At 70.6% G+C, this 18,915-nt stretch carries 16 protein-coding genes and 1 riboswitch; of the genes, 10 read left to right on the forward strand and 6 right to left on the reverse strand.

Features of this window, described 5'->3' with window-relative positions:
• Nucleotides 1-121: 121 nt before the first annotated feature.
• Nucleotides 122-1,336, reverse strand: a complete 1,215-nt coding sequence (gene carA, locus ABZT49_RS22545; RefSeq protein ID WP_355289139.1) for a glutamine-hydrolyzing carbamoyl-phosphate synthase small subunit — start codon at nt 1,334-1,336, stop codon at nt 122-124.
• Nucleotides 1,337-1,498: 162 nt separating this feature from the next.
• Between carA and ABZT49_RS22550 the strand changes: the two genes are divergently transcribed.
• The 4 genes from ABZT49_RS22550 to rpoD all read left to right on the forward strand — a co-directional run bounded on the left by ABZT49_RS22550 (nt 1,499) and on the right by rpoD (nt 8,547).
• Nucleotides 1,499-1,951 carry a GatB/YqeY domain-containing protein gene (locus ABZT49_RS22550; protein ID WP_099956283.1) on the forward strand — a complete coding sequence of 151 codons (453 nt, stop codon included), beginning with the start codon at nt 1,499-1,501 and terminating at the stop codon, nt 1,949-1,951.
• Nucleotides 1,952-2,263: 312 nt separating this feature from the next.
• Entirely contained in the window at nt 2,264-4,345 is a 2,082-nt protein-coding gene (locus ABZT49_RS22555; protein WP_355289141.1) for a methyl-accepting chemotaxis protein, read from the forward strand.
• A gap of 97 nt (nt 4,346-4,442) precedes the next feature.
• Complete coding sequence (gene dnaG, locus ABZT49_RS22560) at nt 4,443-6,353, forward strand: DNA primase (RefSeq protein ID WP_355289143.1); 1,911 nt, start codon at nt 4,443-4,445, stop codon at nt 6,351-6,353.
• A 196-nt stretch (nt 6,354-6,549) separates the two neighbouring features.
• A complete protein-coding gene (gene rpoD / locus ABZT49_RS22565; RefSeq protein ID WP_093564144.1) occupies nt 6,550-8,547 on the forward strand; it encodes an RNA polymerase sigma factor RpoD in 1,998 nt (665 codons plus the stop codon).
• A gap of 74 nt (nt 8,548-8,621) precedes the next feature.
• Here rpoD and ABZT49_RS22570 read toward each other — a convergent pair whose 3' ends face one another.
• The gene (locus ABZT49_RS22570; RefSeq protein ID WP_355289145.1) at nt 8,622-8,876 is read right to left on the reverse strand and encodes a DUF2798 domain-containing protein; all 255 of its coding nucleotides are present in this window, start codon (nt 8,874-8,876) and stop codon (nt 8,622-8,624) included.
• Nucleotides 8,877-9,137: 261 nt separating this feature from the next.
• Between ABZT49_RS22570 and ABZT49_RS22575 the strand changes: the two genes are divergently transcribed.
• From ABZT49_RS22575 to thiS, 3 genes are all read left to right on the forward strand, one after another.
• Nucleotides 9,138-10,385: an adenylate/guanylate cyclase domain-containing protein gene (locus ABZT49_RS22575; RefSeq protein ID WP_355289147.1), complete on the forward strand. Its 1,248-nt coding sequence runs from the start codon at nt 9,138-9,140 to the stop codon at nt 10,383-10,385.
• Nucleotides 10,386-10,445: 60 nt separating this feature from the next.
• Nucleotides 10,446-10,576: riboswitch (TPP riboswitch) on the forward strand.
• A gap of 53 nt (nt 10,577-10,629) precedes the next feature.
• The gene (gene thiO, locus ABZT49_RS22580) at nt 10,630-11,847 is read left to right on the forward strand and encodes a glycine oxidase ThiO (RefSeq protein ID WP_407943546.1); all 1,218 of its coding nucleotides are present in this window, start codon (nt 10,630-10,632) and stop codon (nt 11,845-11,847) included.
• On the forward strand, nt 11,844-12,056 hold the full coding sequence (thiS, locus tag ABZT49_RS22585) for a sulfur carrier protein ThiS (protein WP_355289151.1): 213 nt from the start codon (nt 11,844-11,846) through the stop codon (nt 12,054-12,056). The genes thiO and thiS overlap by 4 nt, the downstream gene beginning before the upstream one ends.
• A gap of 386 nt (nt 12,057-12,442) precedes the next feature.
• On the opposite strand, the gene ABZT49_RS22590 is transcribed toward thiS, so the two are convergent.
• The 4 genes from ABZT49_RS22590 to ABZT49_RS22605 all read right to left on the reverse strand — a co-directional run bounded on the left by ABZT49_RS22590 (nt 12,443) and on the right by ABZT49_RS22605 (nt 15,184).
• On the reverse strand, nt 12,443-12,655 hold the full coding sequence (locus tag ABZT49_RS22590; protein WP_355289153.1) for a hypothetical protein: 213 nt from the start codon (nt 12,653-12,655) through the stop codon (nt 12,443-12,445).
• 73 nt (nt 12,656-12,728) lie between these two features.
• A complete protein-coding gene (locus ABZT49_RS22595; RefSeq protein WP_407943547.1) occupies nt 12,729-12,974 on the reverse strand; it encodes a hypothetical protein in 246 nt (81 codons plus the stop codon).
• 89 nt (nt 12,975-13,063) lie between these two features.
• Nucleotides 13,064-14,887 carry a YbaL family putative K(+) efflux transporter gene (gene ybaL / locus ABZT49_RS22600; protein WP_355289155.1) on the reverse strand — a complete coding sequence of 608 codons (1,824 nt, stop codon included), beginning with the start codon at nt 14,885-14,887 and terminating at the stop codon, nt 13,064-13,066.
• A 159-nt stretch (nt 14,888-15,046) separates the two neighbouring features.
• The gene (locus ABZT49_RS22605; RefSeq protein ID WP_162596083.1) at nt 15,047-15,184 is read right to left on the reverse strand and encodes a hypothetical protein; all 138 of its coding nucleotides are present in this window, start codon (nt 15,182-15,184) and stop codon (nt 15,047-15,049) included.
• Nucleotides 15,185-15,452: 268 nt separating this feature from the next.
• Between ABZT49_RS22605 and ABZT49_RS22610 the strand changes: the two genes are divergently transcribed.
• The 3 genes from ABZT49_RS22610 (at nt 15,453) to ABZT49_RS22620 (ending at nt 18,864) form a co-directional block, all read left to right on the forward strand.
• On the forward strand, nt 15,453-16,037 hold the full coding sequence (locus ABZT49_RS22610; RefSeq protein WP_355289158.1) for a DUF2147 domain-containing protein: 585 nt from the start codon (nt 15,453-15,455) through the stop codon (nt 16,035-16,037).
• Nucleotides 16,038-16,521: 484 nt separating this feature from the next.
• Nucleotides 16,522-17,883 (forward strand): group II intron reverse transcriptase/maturase, encoded by a 1,362-nt coding sequence (gene ltrA / locus ABZT49_RS22615; protein ID WP_355289182.1) that lies wholly within the window; start codon nt 16,522-16,524, stop codon nt 17,881-17,883.
• A 483-nt stretch (nt 17,884-18,366) separates the two neighbouring features.
• Entirely contained in the window at nt 18,367-18,864 is a 498-nt protein-coding gene (locus tag ABZT49_RS22620; protein ID WP_355289160.1) for a MucR family transcriptional regulator, read from the forward strand.
• Nucleotides 18,865-18,915 lie beyond the last annotated feature (51 nt).

Genomic DNA, 18,915 nt, shown 5'->3' on the forward strand with positions numbered 1-18,915 from the left:
TCGCGGCCCCGCGACGATCGTTCATCGTCGTCGCTCCAGGGCGGTGGACGGCCGAGAGAATCGGCCGCGAGTTCGGGTTTTTTGTGGCTGCGGCCGGAACCGGCCGCAACCTTTTTCGGAGTTACGCGTTGCTGCCTTTCGTCTCGCGCATGAGGCTGACGAAGCGGTCGAACAGGTAGTGGCTGTCCTGCGGGCCCGGCGAGGCCTCCGGATGGTGCTGCACCGAGAAGGCCGGGCGGTCGGTGAGCGACAGGCCGCAATTCGAGCCGTCGAACAGCGAGACGTGGGTCTCGACCGCGTTCTCGGGCAGGCTGCTGGGATCCACCGCAAAGCCGTGGTTCATCGAGACGATCTCGACCTTGCCGGTGGTGTGGTCCTTCACCGGATGGTTGGCGCCGTGATGGCCCTGGCTCATCTTCACCGTGCGGCCGCCGAGCGCGAGACCCATCAGCTGGTGGCCGAGGCAGATGCCGAAGGTCGGGACCTTCTGGTCGAGGAGCGCGCGGATCACCGGCACGGCGTACTCGCCGGTCGCCGCCGGGTCGCCCGGGCCGTTCGACAGGAAGACGCCGTCGGGCTTGAGCGCCAACACCTCCTCGGCGCTCGCGGTGGCCGGCACGACGGTGACGTCGCAGCCCGCCTTGGCGAGCAGGCGCAGGATGTTGCGCTTCACGCCGTAATCGATTGCCACGACCTTCAGGCCCTCGCCCGCAGGCCGGCTGCCGTAGCCGGCGGGGTGCTGCCACACGGTCTCGCCCCAGGTCGTGGAGGCCTTGCTCGTCACCGGCGGCACGAGGTCGAGGCCCTCCATCGGCGGCAGCGCGGCGGCCTTGGCCTTGAGCGCCTCGCGGTCGAAGCGGCCTTGCGGATCGTTCGCCAGGATGGCGTTCGGCATGCCGCGGTCGCGGATGAGGGCGGTGAGCGCCCGTGTGTCGACGCCGGTGATGCCGACGATGCCGCGGGCCTTCAGCCAGCCGTCGAGGTGGCGCGAGGAGCGCCAGTTGGACGGGTTGGTGACGGCCGAGGCGATCACCGCGCCGCGCACGCCGGAGGCGGGGGCGTCGTCGAGGCTCTCGAGGTCCTCGTCGTTGGTGCCGACATTACCGATATGCGGAAAGGTGAAGGTGACGATCTGCCCGGCATAGGACGGATCGGTCAGGATCTCCTGGTAGCCGGTCATCGCGGTGTTGAAGCAGACCTCGCCGGCGGCCTCGCCGGTGGCACCGATGCCGAAACCCTCCAGAACCGTGCCGTCGGCGAGCACCAGGAGGGCGGTCGCGACGGGCTCGGCCCAGCCTTCGGGTTGCGCGGGGGCGGCCGCGTCGTCTTGCAGCATGATCGTGAACTCGCTTATGTCGCGGCCGGGCACGGCCGACGGGCGCGGCCGGCTGTTTACGAGGCCGGCGGCGGCCCGGTCAATCTGGGGATGCCCCGGTATCCCCTCAAGTGCCCCGCCTTTCAAGTGCCTTGTAACACACGACAACACCAGGAGACCGGCATGCTGCGCCAGCGCCTCACCGCCGAGATGAAGGAGGCCATGAAGGCCGGCGACAAGGCGAAGCTCGCCACCGTCCGGTTGATCCAGGCCGCCCTCAAGGACAAGGACATCGAGGCCCGCGGCCTCGGCAAGGAGCCCCTGGGCGAAGAGGAAATCTTCTCCCTGCTCCAGAAGATGATCAAGCAGCGCAACGAATCCGCCACGGTCTACGACCAGGGCGGCCGGCCCGAGCTGGCCGAGGGCGAGCGCGCCGAGGCTGCGATCATCGCCCAGTTCCTGCCCCAGCAGATGGACGAGGACGAGACCCGCGCGGCGATCCAGGCCGCCATCGCCGAGACTGGCGCCGCCTCGCCGAAGGACATGGGCAAGGTCATCGCCGCCCTGAAGGGGAAGTATGCCGGCCGGATGGACTTCGCCAAGGCGAGCGGCCTGGTGAAGGGGATGCTGGCCTGACGCGCGCGTTCGGGCCCCGCAGGGCGGGGCCCGGCTCCGAGCCTCGCCGGGAAGGCCCTCCACGGCGGGACTTCGCCACCCGCCGCGACGGTTCGGGCTCTGCCGTATCGCATTTCATGGTATCGGCCGTGCTGGTTTTGTAGACGGCGCATTATTCTCGCGGCTCACCAGGTATTCGCGGTTCGAAGTCCTGATCCAAGTGCGAACACTGCGGCATTTAGGCCTTCATTAGGGAAGTTGTCGTTATCTGCACCCGGATCGACGTGAAGCCTGGGCGGCTTCCAGCATGCGGGGGTCGCAGTGAGGTCGTTGTTGTCCATCCGGGCCCTGGTGCTTGGGATCGCGCTCGCGCTGGGCGCGATCGTCGGGGCCATGACGCTCGACGGGGTGGTCAAGGCCTGGAACGGGCATCGCAGCGCCGGAACCGTCGCCGCGGCGGCGAAGCTCGACCAGCGCATCCTCGAGGCGATGCAGGCCTTCCGCTCCGAGCGCGGCGACACTGCCGCGACCTTGAGCCTGTCGGGCGAGCAGGTCGGGGCGATGCGCAAGGTCATCGACGGCCATCGCGGCCGGGTCGACGGGGCGATCCGGGCGCTGCTCGCCGCGCCGGCCGATCTCGACGTGCCGGGCCTCGCCGGGACCCTGAAGGATCTGGATTCCGGCTACCGCGACCAGCTCGCCCTGCGAAGTGCCGCCGACGCGGCCTACGGCCTCGATGCCGGCGCCCGCGACAAGGCCCTGGCGCCGCGGGTGCTGCAGACCGGCGACGCGGTGCTGGCGCGGCTCGAGCGGGTCTCGGCCGCGCTGGAGCGGCAGATGGGCCGCCTCGATCCCGAGAGCAGGGTGCTGACGGGCGCCAAGAACAACGCTTGGGCGACCCGGGCCACCGCCGGCTCGCTCGCCGTGGTGGTCAATACCGTCCTGTCGAGTCGGACGCCGCTCAGCCCTGAGCAGGCCGAGGCGGTGCAGATGCTGCGCGGCCGCTACGAGGCGACCTGGAAGCTCGTCGAGGCTGCGACGGCCGACCTGCCGCCCCGCATCGCCGAGGCGGTGACGGCAGCGCAAGGCGCCTACTTCACGCCCGAGGTGACGGCGACGATCCAGCGCAACCTTCGCGCCTTCGGGCCCGGCGCCGAGCCCGCCATGACCCTGCCCGAGTGGCAGAAATTCGTCACCCCGAAGCTCAACACCATCGTGGCGGTGGCCAACGAAGCCCTCGCCGCCGGCGTGCAGGCGGCGGACGCGGCGGCCGAGGCGGCGCAGGGGCGGCTGATCGCCAACGCGGCCCTGTTCGGGGCGGCGCTCCTGCTCGTGGCCTCGAGCTGCGCGGTGGCGCATTTCCGCATCGCTCTGCCGATCCGGCGCATGACGTACGCGATGCAGGCCCTGGCCGAGGGCGACGCGACTGTCACGGTGCCGGCGAAAGGCCGCCGCGACGAGATCGGCGCGATGGCCGCGACCGTCCAGGTGTTTCGCGACAACCTGATCCGCACCCGCGCCCTCGAAGAGGAGACGGCCCTCGCCCGCGCCTCGGCCGAGGAGCAGCGCCGGGCCGGCATGCGCCAGATGGCGGATGCCTTCGAGCACGCCGTCGGCGGCATCGTCGGCCAGGTCGCGGCTTCGGCGACCGAGCTTCAGGCGACCGCCGCCGTGATGACCGACGGCGCGACGCGGACCGCCGGCCGCTCCGGCGCGGTCGCCGCCGCCGCCGGCCAGACCGCCGAGAATGTCGGCACGGTCGCGGCCGCGGCCGAGGAGCTCGGCGCCTCGGTCCACGAGATCGGCCGCCAGGTCTCGAGCTCGGCCGCGCTCGCACGCAACGCCGTCGACGAGGCCGCGGGCACCGCCGGCCACATGCGCGAGCTGAGCGAGGCGGTGTCGCGCATCGGCGACGTCGTCGGGCTGATCTCGTCGATCGCCAGCCAGACCAACCTGCTGGCGCTGAACGCCACGATCGAGGCGGCCCGCGCCGGTGCCGCCGGCCGCGGCTTCGCGGTGGTGGCGGCGGAGGTGAAGGAACTCGCGGGCCAGACGGCACGAGCGACCGAGGAGATCACCGGCCAGATCGGCCGCATCCAGGGCAAGACCGGCGACGCGGTCGCGGCGATCGAGGCGATCACCGGGCGCATCGCCGAGATCAGCCGCGTCTCGGTGGGCATCGCCGCGGCGGTGGAGGAGCAGGGCGCGGCGACCCAGGAGATCGTCCGCAACGTCGCCGAGGCCGCCTCGGGCACCCATGCGGTGACGCACACGATCACCGCCGTGGCGGGAGCGGCCGAGGAGACGGGCTCTGCGGCGGCGCAGGTGCTCGCGGCCTCCTCCGAGCTGTCGCGGCATTCCGAGCAGCTCTCGACCGAGGTGACGCGCTTCCTCGCCACCGTGCGGGCGGCGTGACGGCCGATCCGCCGATCCCCGATCCGTTAGGACTCCGCTGACCAAGACGCGCTACAAGGCAGATCCCTCGGCAGATCCCTCGATCGGACCGTCACCCTTGCGCTATCCGCCCCACCTGCTCGAAGAGATCCGCTCCCGCCTGCCGGCCTCCGAGGTCGTCGGCCGGCGCGTGCGCCTCAAGAAGGCGGGCCGGGAATGGCGCGGCCTGTCGCCGTTCAACGCGGAAAAATCGCCGTCGTTCTACGTCAACGACCAGAAGCAGTTCTACCACTGCTTCTCCTCGGGCAAGCACGGCGACATCTTCACCTTCGTGATGGAGACCGAAGGGGTCTCGTTCCCGGAGGCCGTGGAGCGCCTGGCCAACGAGGCCGGGGTGGCGCTGCCGGCGCCGAGCGAGGCCTCGCGCGAGAGCGAGACGCGCCGCCGCGGCGCCCTCGAGGTGATGGAGCTGGCCTGCGTCTTCTTCGAGGAGCAGCTGGCCGGCCGTGCCGGGGCCCGGGCCCGCGACTACCTCGCCGGCCGCGGGCTCGACGGCGAGGTGGGCCGCACCTTCCGCCTCGGCTACGCTCCGCCCGAGCGCTACGCGCTCCGCGACTACCTCGCTGCCCGCGACGTGCCGGCCGAGCTGATGGTGGAGCTGAACCTCCTCACCACCGGCGACGACATCAAGGTGCCGTTCGACCGGTTCCGCGACCGCGTGATCTTCCCAATTCGCGACGTGCGGGGCAGGGTGGTGGCCTTCGGCGGCCGCGGCATGAGCCCGGACGCCAAGCCCAAATACCTCAACTCCTCCGAGACGCCGCTCTTCCACAAGGGGCGGATGCTCTATAACCACCACGCCGCCCGTAAATCCGCCCACGACACCGGCCGGGTGATCGCGGTCGAGGGCTACGTCGACGCCATCGCGATGACACTCGCCGGGCACCCGGAGGTGGTAGCCTCCCTCGGCACGGCGCTGACCGAGGATCAGCTCGCCCTGCTCTGGCGCATGGCCGACGAGCCGATCCTATGCTTCGACGGCGACGGCGCCGGCCGGCGCGCCGCCTACCGCGCCCTCGACGTGGCGCTTCCGGCGCTCCAGCCCGGCAAATCGCTGCGCTTCGCCCTGATGCCAGAGGGCCAGGACCCGGACGACCTGCTGCGCACCGGGGGCGCCGGCGCCATCGACCGGGTGCTCGACGGCGCCCGGCCGCTCGTCGACGTCCTGTGGTCGCGCGAGACCGAGATGAGCCCGGTCGACACGCCGGAGCGCCGCGCCGGCCTCGCCCAGCGCCTGCGCGAGATCGTCAACGGCATCCGCGACGAGACCCTGAAGCGCTACTACCGCGACGAGATCGAGGCCCGGCTGCGGTCCCTGAGCCCCAATGGCGGCGCCCGCCGGGAGGGCGGGGGCGACCGGGCGTACCGGGAGCGCACGCCCTTCGTCCCGCGCGGGCGCGGGCAGCCCCCGGCGCCGGTCTCGCCGCGGCTCACCGCCCGGGCGAGCCCGCTCCTTGCCCGCTCGTCGCTGTTCTCCGGTGGCTCGTCCTCGCGCGAGGCCTTGATCGTCGCGGCCCTTCTGGTGCATCCGGAACTCCTCGCCCGCGAGGCCGAGGAGCTGGCCGAGGTCGAGTTCGAGGGGGCGGATGCGCGCGCGTTGCGCGGTGCGCTGCTCGATCTCGCGGCGGAGGGCGGGGCGGGCGACGCGGCCTTGCTCGATGCGCGGCTGGAGCGGGCCGGGCTCGCCGCGGCGGCAGGCCGGATCGCCGGCCTGGTGCGCCCCGGCGACCGCTGGGTGCTCGATCCGCACGCCGATCCCGTGCGGCTGGAGGACGCGCTCCGGCAGGCCGTGATCTTGCACCGCAAGGCCGGAACGCTACATAGCGAACTCCGGGCCGCCGAACGTGCCCTGGCGGAGGAGGAGACGGAGGCCAACTTCGCCTGGCTGCGCGACGTGAAGACCCGTCTCTCCGTGGTGGCGGGCGCCGAAGCCGAGGCGGAGGCAACCGAAGAGACGGAATCGCACTGACGCCGAACCCGACTCGGGCGAGGTGCAGCTTGCGGCTTTCGTCCGGACTAGTTAACGGCAAGTCGGTCGAATGGCTTGCACATTTGCGTGAGTTCCTGGGGCGGCTCGTGCGCCGTCCGACGAGACATCACGGTGCCGGCACGGCGGGAGCCTCCCCCGCCCGGGCACTGCCGACACCGGGAAGCATAGGCTGAGCATGGCGACGAAGGCAACGGAACGAGACGAGACCGAGGCGGCCCCCGAGCAGCAGACCGACGGCCCGCTCCTCGACCTGACGGATGCCTCCGTCAAGCGGATGATCAAGCTCGCCAAGAAGCGCGGCTACGTCACCTACGACGAGTTGAACGAGGTGCTGCCGCAGGAGGAATTCACCTCCGAGCAGATCGAGGACGTGCTCGGACAGCTGTCCGAGCTCGGCGTCAACGTGGTCGAGGCCGAGGAGGCCGACGAGCAGCAGGGCGAGAACGCGCCTCAGGAAGCCGCCGAGGAGGAAGAGGCGAGCGAGGGCGGCGAGGTGGCCGAGGTCGCCGCCGCGCGCCCGGTCGCGCTCCGCGCCGAGACCACGAAGGAGCCGACGGACCGCACCGACGATCCGGTCCGGATGTACCTGCGCGAGATGGGCTCGGTCGAGCTCCTGTCGCGTGAAGGCGAGATCGCGATCGCGAAGCGGATCGAGGCCGGGCGCGAGGCGATGATCGCCGGCCTGTGCGAGAGCCCGCTGACCTTCCAGGCCATCATCATCTGGCGCGACGAGCTCGTCGACGGCCGGGTGCTCCTGCGCGACATCATCGACCTCGAGGCCACCTATGCCGGCCCCGACGGCCGCGCCGGCCCCGCCGAGGGCGAGGTCGAGGGGGAGGGCGACGAGGAGGCCGAGGGCGAGACACCGCCGGAGGGCGAGGGCGACGAGGACGACCTCGAGAACAACGTGTCGCTCTCGGCGATGGAAGCCGAGCTGAAGCCGCGCGTGCTCGAGACCTTCGACGCGATCGCCGAGAACTACCGCAAGCTGCGCAAGGTCCAGGCCGAGCAGGCCGAGACCCGGCTGAAGGGCGCCGCGGCCTCCGAGTCGCAGGGGCAGCGCTATTCCGAGCTGAAGAACACCGTCGTCGCCGACGTGAAGTCGCTGTCGCTGAATTCCAACCGCATCGAGGCGCTGGTCGAGCAGCTCTACGACATCAACAAGCGGCTGATCTCGCACGAGGGCCGCCTGATGCGGCTCGCCGAGAATCACGGCGTCGCCCGCGACGAGTTCCTGCGCCACTACCAGGGCTACGAGCTCGATCCGCACTGGGTCGAGCGGGTGGCGAAGCTCGGCGGCAAGGGCTGGAAGAACTTCACCGAGCGCGGCGCGGTGAACATCCTGACCCTGCGCGAGCAGATCATCTCGCTCGCGTCCGAGACCGGCCTGGAGATCCAAGAGTACCGGAAGATCGTCCACATGGTCCAGAAGGGCGAGCGCGAAGCCCGCCAGGCCAAGAAGGAGATGATCGAGGCCAACCTCCGGCTGGTGATCTCGATCGCCAAGAAGTACACCAACCGCGGACTGCAATTCCTGGACCTGATCCAGGAAGGCAATATCGGCCTGATGAAGGCGGTCGACAAGTTCGAGTACCGCCGCGGCTACAAGTTCTCGACCTACGCCACGTGGTGGATCCGGCAGGCGATCACCCGCTCGATCGCCGACCAGGCCCGCACGATCCGCATCCCGGTGCACATGATCGAGACGATCAACAAGATCGTCCGGACCTCGCGCCAGATGCTGCACGAGATCGGCCGCGAGCCGACCCCGGAGGAACTGGCCGAGAAGCTGGCGATGCCGCTGGAGAAGGTGCGCAAGGTCCTCAAGATCGCCAAGGAGCCGATCTCGCTCGAGACCCCGATCGGCGACGAGGAGGATTCCCACCTCGGCGACTTCATCGAGGACAAGAACGTCGTCCTGCCGATCGACGCGGCGATCCAGTCGAACCTGCGCGAGACCACGACTCGGGTGCTGGCCTCGCTCACCCCCCGCGAGGAGCGCGTGCTGCGCATGCGCTTCGGTATCGGCATGAACACCGACCACACCCTGGAGGAGGTCGGCCAGCAATTCTCGGTGACCCGCGAGCGCATCCGCCAGATCGAGGCCAAGGCCCTGCGCAAGCTCAAGCATCCGAGCCGGTCTAGGAAGCTGCGGAGCTTCCTCGACAACTGAGGCTTTAGACTGAGGCTTTGGACCCGATTCGAAGAAGGGCCCGGCAGGTGGATCGCCTCCCGGGCCCTTCTTCGTTACCGCGGCGGCGCCACGATCCGCGCCACCGCCCGCCGCACCAGCGGCAGCACGAGCAGCAGCGTCGGGAAGGCGACGAGCCAGGAGAAGCCCCAGGCGCGCGGCCAGTGCCACACGAGGTCCGGCGTGACCCCGTGGGCGAGCAGGGTCGAGATGCCGGAAACGACGCAGGTCATCAGGATGGAGAGCAGGAACGCAGTCACCAGCGGCGCGGAGGAGGCCGGCAGGCGTCGCGGAGAGGAAGAAGGAGACATGGCACGTCTTTCGGAACGGGCTCTCGGCCCGGACGATGCTGCACGCACCCGCCCGGTGCCAATCACCTGAGGGAGCGCGTTGCTTGACGTGAGACGCTTACGGCCGGCCGGAGCATGGCCCGGCGACGAGCTTTCCTCTAGCAGGACCGAGGGCCGATGCCAAGGAGGTCCGATCCCGGGCCGGCGGGCCGGTTCTGCGCAGCCAAGCCTTCTCCACGATCAAGCCTTGCCGTCCCGCGGCGCAAAGCCCATGTCAGGGCGATGCTCGACCAGCCTCGCCACAACTCCGCTCCGACGCCCACGGCCGCGGCGGACGGGTCGGAGGCGAGCGACATCCCGATCGGCCTGTTTCGCGACTGCGTGGCGTTGCGCGACTGGCTGCTCAGCGAGGGGGCGCGGCTGCCGGAATCCGGCGACCTCCTCGCCGGCATGGCCGAGCGGCTGAACGACCTCGGCGTGCCGGTCGACCGCGCCACCACCGCCATCGACGCGCTGCACTCGGATTATTCCGGCGTCGGCCGGTTCTGGACCCGGGAGGACGGCGTCAGCTTCCGCCTCTTCCCGCACGGCGAGGCCAGCGAGCAGGCGCTCGCCCGCTCTCCCTTCGCCCACGTCTTCGCCACCGGCCAGTGGCTGATCCTCGACCTGCGCGAGACGCCGGACGACCAGTTCAGCATCGTCCCGGAGCTGAAGGCGGCGGGCTACACCCATTACATCACCGTGCCGCTGTTCTTCACCAACGGCACCAAGAACGGCGTCACCTTCGCGACCCGCGATCCGCGCGGATTCGGCGACGACGACCTGGCCATCCTGCGCTTCATCGTGCCGACCCTGTCGGCGGTGATGGAGATGCGCGGCCTCAACGCCCGGCTCGACCACGTCTTGCGGGTCTATGTCGGCGACGGGCCGCACCAGGCGATCCTCGCCGGCTTCATCCGCCGCGGCCAGGTCGAGCGGATCCGCTCGGCGATCCTGTTCGCCGACATGCGCGGCTATACCCGCCTCACCGACGCGCTGCCGCCCGAGGCCTCGGTGGAACTCCTGAACACCTATTTCGACTGCCTGGTGCCGCCGATCGAGAGCGAGGGCGGCGAGGTGCTGAAATACATGGGCGACGGCCTGCTGGCGATCTTCCGCGAGAGCGGCGACGATCTCGGCGGCGCGGCGCAAGGCGCCCTCTCGGCGGCGCAGGCCGCGCTCCGCCGCGTCGAGGAGGCCAACCGCGCCGGGCGCTTCCCCACCCGCATCGAGGTCGGCATCGCGCTCCATCACGGCGAGGCGGCCTACGGCAATGTCGGCTCGGGCGCGCGCCTCGATTTCACGGTGATCGGCCGCGACGTGAACCTGGCCAGTCGGCTCGCCAAGCTCAACAAGGTCCTGTCCGAGCCGCTGCTGATGTCGAAGCCCTTCGTCGACTTCCTGTGGGGCGACCCCGAATTGCTCGGCACCCACCCTCTCGACGGCTTCGCCGAGGAGATGGCGATCTACCGTCCGGGCAAGGGCGGCTGAAGCGGGGTCGAGGCGCGGTTGGAGACCGGTTGACGGCGGGCCCGTCCCTCGCCAGATAGCGGGTGTTCCAGGGAGATCCCCGACAAGGGGCTGAGACACCGCTGGACCGCCCTTCACGGCACGGTCAGCGCGGAAATCCTTCGAACCTGATCCGGCTCATACCGGCGTAGGGATTGGACAGGGTCCTCGTGGATCCGCGCGCATCATCCGGCCACCGGGCGCAGTCCATTCTCTTCGGGCCACCGTGGAGACGAGGGTGCACGCGCAGACGATCGGACGGCGGGGCGGACCGAGCCCGAGCCCGGAGAGTGACCGGTTGCCTGGACGAGCCGACGTCGCGGTGATCGGCGCCGGGCTGATCGGCCTGTCGGTCGCGTGGCGCCTGGCGCGCGCGGGTCTCTCCGTCGCGGTGATCGAGCGCGGCCGCGCCGGCGACGGCGCCAGCCTCGCCGCCACCGGCATGCTGGCGGCGGCCGCCGAGCACGAGCCCGGGGGCGAGGCTCTCTCGCCGCTCTGCCTCGAAAGCCAGCGGCTCTGGCATCCATTCCGCGACGAGCTGGAGGCCGAGTCGGGTCTCTCCATCGACTACCGTCGCGAGGGCACACTGGTGATCGCGCTCGGCCGCGACGAGGTCGAGCGGCTGCGCTTTCGCCACGAGTTGCAGCGCCGCGACGGTCTGTCCGTCGAGTGGCTGTCCGGCCCCGCCATCCGCGCCCGCGAGCCGGGCCTGCGTCCCACCGTCACCGCCGGGATCTTCTGCGCCGACGATCATCAGGTCGATCCCGCCCGTGTGATGACCGCCCTGCGCCGGGCGTTGCGCGCGGCCGGTGGGCGCCTCGTCGAGGAGACCGCGGTTACCGCGCTCATCCGCGAGGGCGGCCGGGTCACCGGCGTCGAGACCTCCGCCGGTTCTTTGACGGCCGGTACCGTCGTGCTCGCCTCCGGCGCCTGGGCCGGGGAGGGGAGTCTGGTGCCCGACCTCGCCCTGCCGGTGCGCCCGCTCAAGGGCCAGTCGATGGCGCTGCAGATGACGCCGCGCAGCGGGCTCCTCACCCACGTGGTCTGGACCGAGCAGGTCCACATGGCGCCGAAGGGCGACGGCTCGCTCATCGTCGGCGCCACCGTCGAGGAGACCGGCTTCGACCCGCACCTCACCGGCGGCGGCCTCTACGCCCTGCTGGAGGGCGCCCGCCGGGCGCTGCCGGGGGTCGAGGAGATGCGGGTCACGGGCATCTGGAGCGGCTTCCGCCCGACCTCCGACGATGACGCCCCGATTCTCGGCGAGGCCCGGCCCGGCCTGGTGCTGGCCGCCGGCCATCACCGCAACGGCTACCTCCTGGCCCCGGTCACCGCCGAGGCCGTCGCAACCCTGATCCTGCGCGGCGAGACGCTGCCGGTGGCCGCGCCGTTCGACCTATCCCGGTTCGCCCCGCGAAACTCCAATCGAAGCGAGACCGCATGAAGCTCTTCGTCAACGGCGAAATCCGCGACAGCGAGGCCGCCAGCCTCGACGCCCTGTGGCGCCAGGAGACCGCCGACCTGGACCTGCCCGGCCCGCAGGGCTTCGCCATCGCGCTCAACGGCGCGGTGGTGCGCCAGCGCGACTGGGCGGCGACGGCGCTCTCGGAAGGCGACCGCGTCGAGATCGTGCGGGCGATGCAGGGGGGGTAGGACGAGCGTCCGTCATGGACGACGTGGCCGTGCGTCCCGAGGTATGGGCGCATTCCCTCCCAGTTTCATTCCTGCCTTTCCCGGACGACTGGAACGAAGTGGAAGGAGATCCAGGATCCAGCACAAGATGTCGCGAAGCGTCCGCCTGTCTGCACCGTTGCGAGAGACAGAGCCGCTTCGCGGCGAGTCCTTGCGCCGGATCCCGGATCTCCTTCCGCTGACGCTGCCGTCGTCCGGGAAAGGGCCGTGGCTTGCGACAGGCAGCCAGGCCGAAAGCACTGTGATCGTGGACCTCGACAGGCCGGAAGACGCCGTGACGCTCGTATTCAGGGCGCAGGTGAGGGTCTGGACCGGCGTCCCGATGATCTCAAGCCGTGACGAGGTCCTCAGAACCCCCCGGTGCGCCACAATGCCAAAGCCGCCGCGACCAGCACGGCGACCCAAGCGCCGGCGACCAGCGTCAGCACGCGGCGGCGCCCGGATCGGGGCCGGTTGTCGTTGGCCGCGCGGCGCAGCCTCACGGCGGCAGTGGCGTAGCCGTGGGTGGACGCCGCGATCGTGGCCGGGCGGGCAGGGGCGGTCTTGCGCAGGCTCGTCATGGCGATTCGTGCTCGTCGGACGACGATAGCACGCGCGCGGGCGGAACGTGAGCCGGCCGAACGACGCAAGCCGTCAGGACGAGAGCCGGATCGGGCGAGCCACGGTCCGGGGGGCGTGTTCGTCGATCCAGCGCGGGCTGAGCACGGCGCCGTCCTCGGTCACGATCCACGGCAGCGCCTCGGGATCCTCCGCCGCGACGGCCGCCGCCAGGGCGGCGCGCAGGGTGGGATAGCGCCGCGTCTCCCGCGGCCCCGGCGCGGTGCGGGCGCCGTGCCACACCATCAGCTCGGCCGGGCGCTCCATCTGCGGCTGTGCCATCGTCGAACTCCTCTCGGGTGTGAGGAAGATGGCGGATCCGAGCTGAGGCGAGGCTTACCGGAGGATTGCGATTCGGTAACGAAGCCGGGTCACGATTCCGCCGAGGCCTCGCGGTGCGGCCGCAATTCCGGGGCGCCGAGCTCGGGCTCGGCCTCCGCCGCGGGCTCGGCCCGGCTCTCGGCCCGGCTGGTGTCGATGAACAGGCGCGCCTCGCCCTCGCTCAGCCCCAGGCTGCGCAGGGAGTAGAGCGCCATGCCGAAGCCGACCTCGCGCTCGGCCATCAGCACCAGCCCGACCTTGTCCTCCTCGAGGTTGCGCCGCTCGGTATCGCTATGGGTGCGCACCACCGTGTCGATCCCCGGATTGGCCTCGCGGGCGATCTCGATCAGGCGGCGGGCCTGGTGCGCGTCGGGGCTCGCCACCACGAGCAGGCGCGCCCGCCCGATATCCGCCGCCTCGAGGATGCCCGGCGCGCCGGCATCGCCGAACACCGCCGCGATGCCCGCATTTCGCAGTTCCTCGACCCGGCGCCGGTCGCGCTCCACCACCACGAAGGGCAGCTCCCAGGCCGCCAGCGCCTTGCCGATGGCGCCGCCGACCCGGCCGTAGCCGACCACCACCGCGTGACCCTCGCGGCCCTTGGCGTGGCTCGAGACCGCGATCTCTTCGCCGCCGCGCTCGAACCGGGCGGCGAGCCCGGGCCGCGACTCGACGAAGCCGCTCAGACGGGCCAGGGCCGCGAAGATCAGCGGATTGAGGGTGATCGAGAGGAGCGAGCCGGCCAGGATCAGGTCGCGCCCCTCCGGCGGCAGCAGCTTCAGGCCGATACCGAGGCTCGCCAGGATGAACGAGAACTCGCCGATCTGCGCCAGGCTCGCCGCGATGGTGAGCGCCGTCGAGAGCGGGTGGCGGAAGGCCAGCACGATCGCGACCGCCGCGAGCGACTTGCCGACGAGGATCACCGCCAGGGTGGCGAGCACGGCGAGCGGCTCGCGGAACAGGATCGTCGGGTCGAACAGCATGCCGACCGAGACGAAGAACAGGACCGCGAAGGCATCCTGGAGCGGCAGGGAATCCGCCGCGGCCTGGTGGCTAAGGTCCGATTCGGCCAGCACCATGCCGGCGAAGAAGGCGCCCAGCGCGAAGGAGACGCCGAACAATTCGGCCGAGCCGTAGGCGATGCCGAGCGCCAGCGCCAGCACCGCCAGGGTGAACAGCTCGCGCGAGCCGGTGCGGGCGGCCTGGTCGAGGAGCCAGGGCACCACCCGGCGGCCGCCGGCCAGCATCAGCCCGGCGAAGGCCGCGACCTTGGCCAGCGTGAGCCCGAGGGTGAGCCAGATGTTGCCGTCGCCCGCGATGCCGTGTGCCGCGCCGGCGCTCTCGCCGCCGAGCGGCCCGGCGAGCGCCGGCAGCAGGACGAGGGCCAGCACCATCGCCAGGTCCTCGACGATGAGCCAGCCGACGGCGATGCGGCCCTTGTCGGAATCGAGGAGGCTGCGCTCCTCCAGCGCCCGCAGGAGCACCACCGTCGAGGCGACCGAGAGGGCGAGGCCGAAGACCAGGCCGGCACCCAGGCCCCAGCCCCAGGCCAGGCTGAGCGCCAGCCCCATCAGGGTCGCGACCGCGATCTGCACCACCGCGCCGGGCAGCGCGATGGCGCGCACCGACATCAGGTCGCCGATCGAGAAGTGCAGGCCGACCCCGAACATCAGCAGGATCACGCCGATCTCGGCTAGCTGCCCGGCCAGTTCCGCGTTGCCGACGAAGCCCGGCGTGTGCGGCCCGACGGCGACGCCCGCCAGGAGATAGCCGACCAGCGGCGGCAGCTTCAGCCGCTGCGCGAGCATGCCGCCGATGAACGCGAAAACGAGCCCGAGGGCGATGATGGCGATCAGCTCGGAAGCGTGCGGCACGGTCGGGTCAGCTCCTTTTCGGATTGCGGCGCCGCAGGGGCGGCCTATTCTCCGAAGATTAGCAGACTTTCCGGGTTCCCGCGGTGCTGCACCGCACCAAAACGCACCGGCGCTCCCCGAAATCCCCGCATCCGGCGAGGAGCCGCCGGAGCGCGCGCTTTAGCGCCCGAACGGCCGCCGGGCGGCGCCGGCCGCGCGGGGAAGCCGCGGCAGGCTGGCTCCCGGCCGGGCGGCGAGCACGATGACGATCGCCCCGAGGGTGGCGGAGGTCATCACGAGGAGCTCGGTCGTGAACATGCGGCAGCCCTGGCGGTGAGGGGACGCCGCTGTGCGGCAGTCGAAAATATCGATGTTGCTTGCCGGATGGACGATTGCCGCCCGGCGGTGCTGCTCTAGCTCGCCGCAGGAGCGGCCGGCCATGTGACATCCCGCCGTGAGGCAGCATGTCCGCATCGACTGCCCACGATTCCGACGCAATGGACCGGCCTCTGGCGTCCGGCCGCGCGATGCGGCATCAGCGACGGACGATGACGTGCGCGGGCCGCACCAGACGAGGGTATATAGTATGAAGAAGGTCCTGACCGGGGCGCTCGTGGCCCTCGGCCTGTCGTCGGGCGCAGCGCTCGCGGCACCGAAAGACCCGAGCGGGACTTGGTTGACCGAGGACGGCCGGGCCCGCATCCGGATCGAGAAGTGCCAGGGCCGCACCGACCGGATCTGCGGCTACGCCGTCTGGCTCAAGACTCCCAACGACGACAAGGGCCAGCCCCGGGTCGATTTCAAGAACACCGACGCCAAGAAGCGCAGCCGCCCCTCGCTTGGTCACCAGCTGATCATGGGGCTGAAGCCGAACGCGGATAACCGTTACGAGGGGCAGATCTACAACGCCGACGACGGCAAGCTCTACGACGTCTCGATCTGGACCGAGGAGCCGGGCGAGCTCAACGTGCGCGGCTGCCTGATGGGCTTCCTGTGCGGCTCCCAGACCTGGACCCGCGCGAACGACGTCGCCCCCGGCCAGCTCACCGCCGCCACCGGCGCCCCGAACGGCCCGCGGCCGGACCCCGAATGGGCCGCGGCGCCCAAGGCCGCCGCCCCCGCGGCGCCGGCCAAGCCCGCGGCGGCGCCGGCCGCCGCGCCGAAGCCGTGAGGCGCCGCCCGGGCGACTGACCCGCGCCGCGGCGTGGGCGGTCTTCCGTGAGCTTTCTCCAGGGCACCTGCCGGTCGCGGCAGGTGCCCTTTTTCGTGGTGCGCCCAGCATGGGCGCGTTCTTGAGGGTGTGAGTCCCTCCGTGAGCTGGTCATGGCGAGCGAAGCGAAGCGCAACTGCGGAAGGGCGACCGACCGTGGGGAGGAAGCGTGGAGCGCACCTGCGGGCCGATGAACAAGAACCGGATAGAAGGCAGCGCCGAGCAGGGCGAGCGGGCCATGGACCGCGAAGCTCTCGTGACCAAGGCGAGGCGCTGTAGATCCGGCGGTCGTGCAGGGACGGAACGTGTTCTTACCTGGGGAGATCTCGCCTCATGCCTGAAAGGGCGACGGTGTCGAGCCGGAGCGAGACGTCAGCCGAGGTCGTAGTAGGGGGCGGCTTGCTCCCGAAGGACCGAACGAGGAGGAGTGGCCACGGCCGTGACGATGCAGTCGGCAAGGCGTCAGATGCCCGCGCGAGCGGGGCGGTCGGAGCCGGCGCGGGGTGAAGCCCCGTGCCGTCCCGGCAGCGACGAAGCCGGCGGCCCGCGTTGCGCACCGGGTGCCACGGGGCCGGGGCTGCTGGACGCAGCGCTGGCGCGCGAGAACGTTCAGCGCGCCTGGAAGCGGGTGAAGGCCAACAAGGGCGCAGCGGGGGTCGACGGTCTGGACATCGCCCAGACGGCGGCTCTCCTGCGCACGGCGTGGCCGGTGATCCGCGATCAGGTGCTGTCGGGGACGTACCGGCCCCAGCCGGTACGCTGCGTGGCGATCCCCAAGCCGGGGGGCGGCGAGCGCGAGCTCGGCATCCCGACGGTGACGGATCGCCTGATCCAGCAGGCGCTGCTGCAGGTGCTGCAGCCGCTTCTGGACCCTCACTTCAGCGAGCACTCCTACGGCTACCGTCCGGGCCGCGGCGCGCAGGATGCGGTTCTGGCCGCGCAAACCTGCGTGCAGGCGGGCCGGCGGGTGGTGGTGGACGTGGACCTGGCGAAGCTCTTCGACCGGGTGAACCACGACATCCTGATCGACCGGTTGCAGAAGCGGATCGGAGATGCCGGCGTGATCCGGCTGATCCGGGCGTATCTGACGAGCAGGATCATGAAGGGGGGCGTGGTGCAGGAGCGCGGGACCGGGACGCCGCAGGGCGGACCCCTGTCGCCGCTCCTGGCCAACGTGCTGCTCGACGAGGTGGACCGGGACCTGGAGCGGCTTGGCCACCACTTCGTGCGCTATGCGGACGACGTGACCGTCTACGTGCGCAGCCGCAAGGCGGGCGCACGGGTGATGGACGTGCTGCGGGGCCTGTTGGGTCGGCTGAAGCTGTCTCTGAACGAGGCCAAGAGCGCGGTACGCAGTGCGTTTGGCTGCGTGGTCCTGGGCTTCACCTTCTGGGTGGCTCCGGGCGGCGTGGTCAAGCGCCGGGTCGCGTCGACGTCTCTCGGTCGGTTCAAGCAGCGGGTGCGGGACCTGACGCGCCGCTCGGGCGGACGCAGCATACCGGCGGTGGTGGATCGGCTGCGGATCTACCTGCTGGGCTGGAAGGGCTACTACCGTCTGGCGCAGACACCCAAGGTCTGGCGTGAGCTGGACGGGTGGGTGCGTCATCGGGTGCGCGCCATCCAGCTCAAGCAGTGGAAGTGCGGCCCGACCATCTACCGGGCGCTGCGGGCGCTCGGCGCCAGACCCGCGATCGCGCGACCGGTGGCGGCCAACAGCCGCCGCTGGTGGCGCAACAGCGGGATGGCGCTCGGCGGCGTGCTGACCCTGGCCCGGATGGACAAGCTCGGCCTGCCCCGTCTCGCCTGACCTCAACTCCTCGAACCGCCCGGTGCGGACCCGCATGCCGGGTGGTGTGGGAGGGGCGCAGTCCATTTGGACTGCCCCCTATCCCGATCGCGCGGCGGCCTCGAAAACACAATCTATGATTGCAATTTTTTGTGGTTGCGCCAGTGTCGATCCCGACACCGTCGCTGAAGTTATCGCTTCGTCTCGCAACCTCAAGTAATGATCGCGTCAGATCGCGACGTGCCGTGCTACCTCTGCGTTGCCGACGGCCGCCTGAGGCTCGGGCCGCCCGCCCGGGATAACCGTGAGATCAAGAAGCGAGCAAAAATTCCTTCTGCAACCCGCTATACGTGAATCAGAACTTGCCGATAAAGCAGCGGCTGCAGCGCGAACCGCTGCAGGGCCTACGGTCGCCGCCGCTCTACTCACAAAAAAATTTTTCCATTGACTGTCAGAGAATTTTGGCGACATGTGCAAAGAAGTATTCCAAAATAAGGGGCGTCCATGAACGCGAACGAGCCGGCACCGACCTTGCAATTGATCAATCTCTCGGCCGATATCGTGTCGGCCTACGTGTCGAAGAACTCGGTTCCGGTGGGGGAGCTGGCGAACCTGATCGCCGCCGTGCACTCGTCCCTCGAACGCGTCGCCGCGCCCCCGGCGCCCGAGCCCGAGAAGCCCACGCCGCCGGTGCCGGTCCGCAAGACCGTGACGCCGGACCACATCATCAGCCTGGAGGACGGCAAGCCCTACAAGTCGCTTAAGCGCCACCTGACGACCCGCGGGCTCACCCCTGAAGCTTACCGCCAGAAATGGGGCCTGCCGCCGGACTACCCGATGGTCGCCGCGACCTACGCCGCCCAGCGCTCCGAGCTCGCCAAGAGCCTCGGCCTCGGCCAGATCCGGCGCGACCGCGCGGCTGCGGCCCGGCTCGCGGCCGGGCAGGGCGGCGAGGACGAGCCGGCGCCGGCCCGCCGCGGCCGTCCGCGCAAGGGCGAGTGATACCAACGGTCGTTGAAAACGACCTTTGGTTCCGTTCTCGAATTTTCGAGA

Source organism: Methylobacterium sp. EM32, assembly GCF_040593685.1.
Lineage (GTDB): Bacteria > Pseudomonadota > Alphaproteobacteria > Rhizobiales > Beijerinckiaceae > Methylobacterium.

Coding starts and splice junctions, on each gene's coding strand:
- rpoD (WP_093564144.1), top strand. CDS start 6,550: ATGGCGACGAAGGCAACGGAACGAGACGAGACCGAGGCGGCCCCCGAG.
- ABZT49_RS22570 (WP_355289145.1), bottom strand. CDS start 8,876: ATGTCTCCTTCTTCCTCTCCGCGACGCCTGCCGGCCTCCTCCGCGCCG.
- carA (WP_355289139.1), bottom strand. CDS start 1,336: ATGCTGCAAGACGACGCGGCCGCCCCCGCGCAACCCGAAGGCTGGGCC.
- ABZT49_RS22550 (WP_099956283.1), top strand. CDS start 1,499: ATGCTGCGCCAGCGCCTCACCGCCGAGATGAAGGAGGCCATGAAGGCC.
- ABZT49_RS22575 (WP_355289147.1), top strand. CDS start 9,138: ATGCTCGACCAGCCTCGCCACAACTCCGCTCCGACGCCCACGGCCGCG.
- ABZT49_RS22610 (WP_355289158.1), top strand. CDS start 15,453: ATGAAGAAGGTCCTGACCGGGGCGCTCGTGGCCCTCGGCCTGTCGTCG.
- ABZT49_RS22595 (WP_407943547.1), bottom strand. CDS start 12,974: ATGGCACAGCCGCAGATGGAGCGCCCGGCCGAGCTGATGGTGTGGCAC.
- thiS (WP_355289151.1), top strand. CDS start 11,844: ATGAAGCTCTTCGTCAACGGCGAAATCCGCGACAGCGAGGCCGCCAGC.
- ABZT49_RS22590 (WP_355289153.1), bottom strand. CDS start 12,655: ATGACGAGCCTGCGCAAGACCGCCCCTGCCCGCCCGGCCACGATCGCG.
- ltrA (WP_355289182.1), top strand. CDS start 16,522: ATGCAGTCGGCAAGGCGTCAGATGCCCGCGCGAGCGGGGCGGTCGGAG.
- ABZT49_RS22605 (WP_162596083.1), bottom strand. CDS start 15,184: ATGTTCACGACCGAGCTCCTCGTGATGACCTCCGCCACCCTCGGGGCG.
- ABZT49_RS22620 (WP_355289160.1), top strand. CDS start 18,367: ATGAACGCGAACGAGCCGGCACCGACCTTGCAATTGATCAATCTCTCG.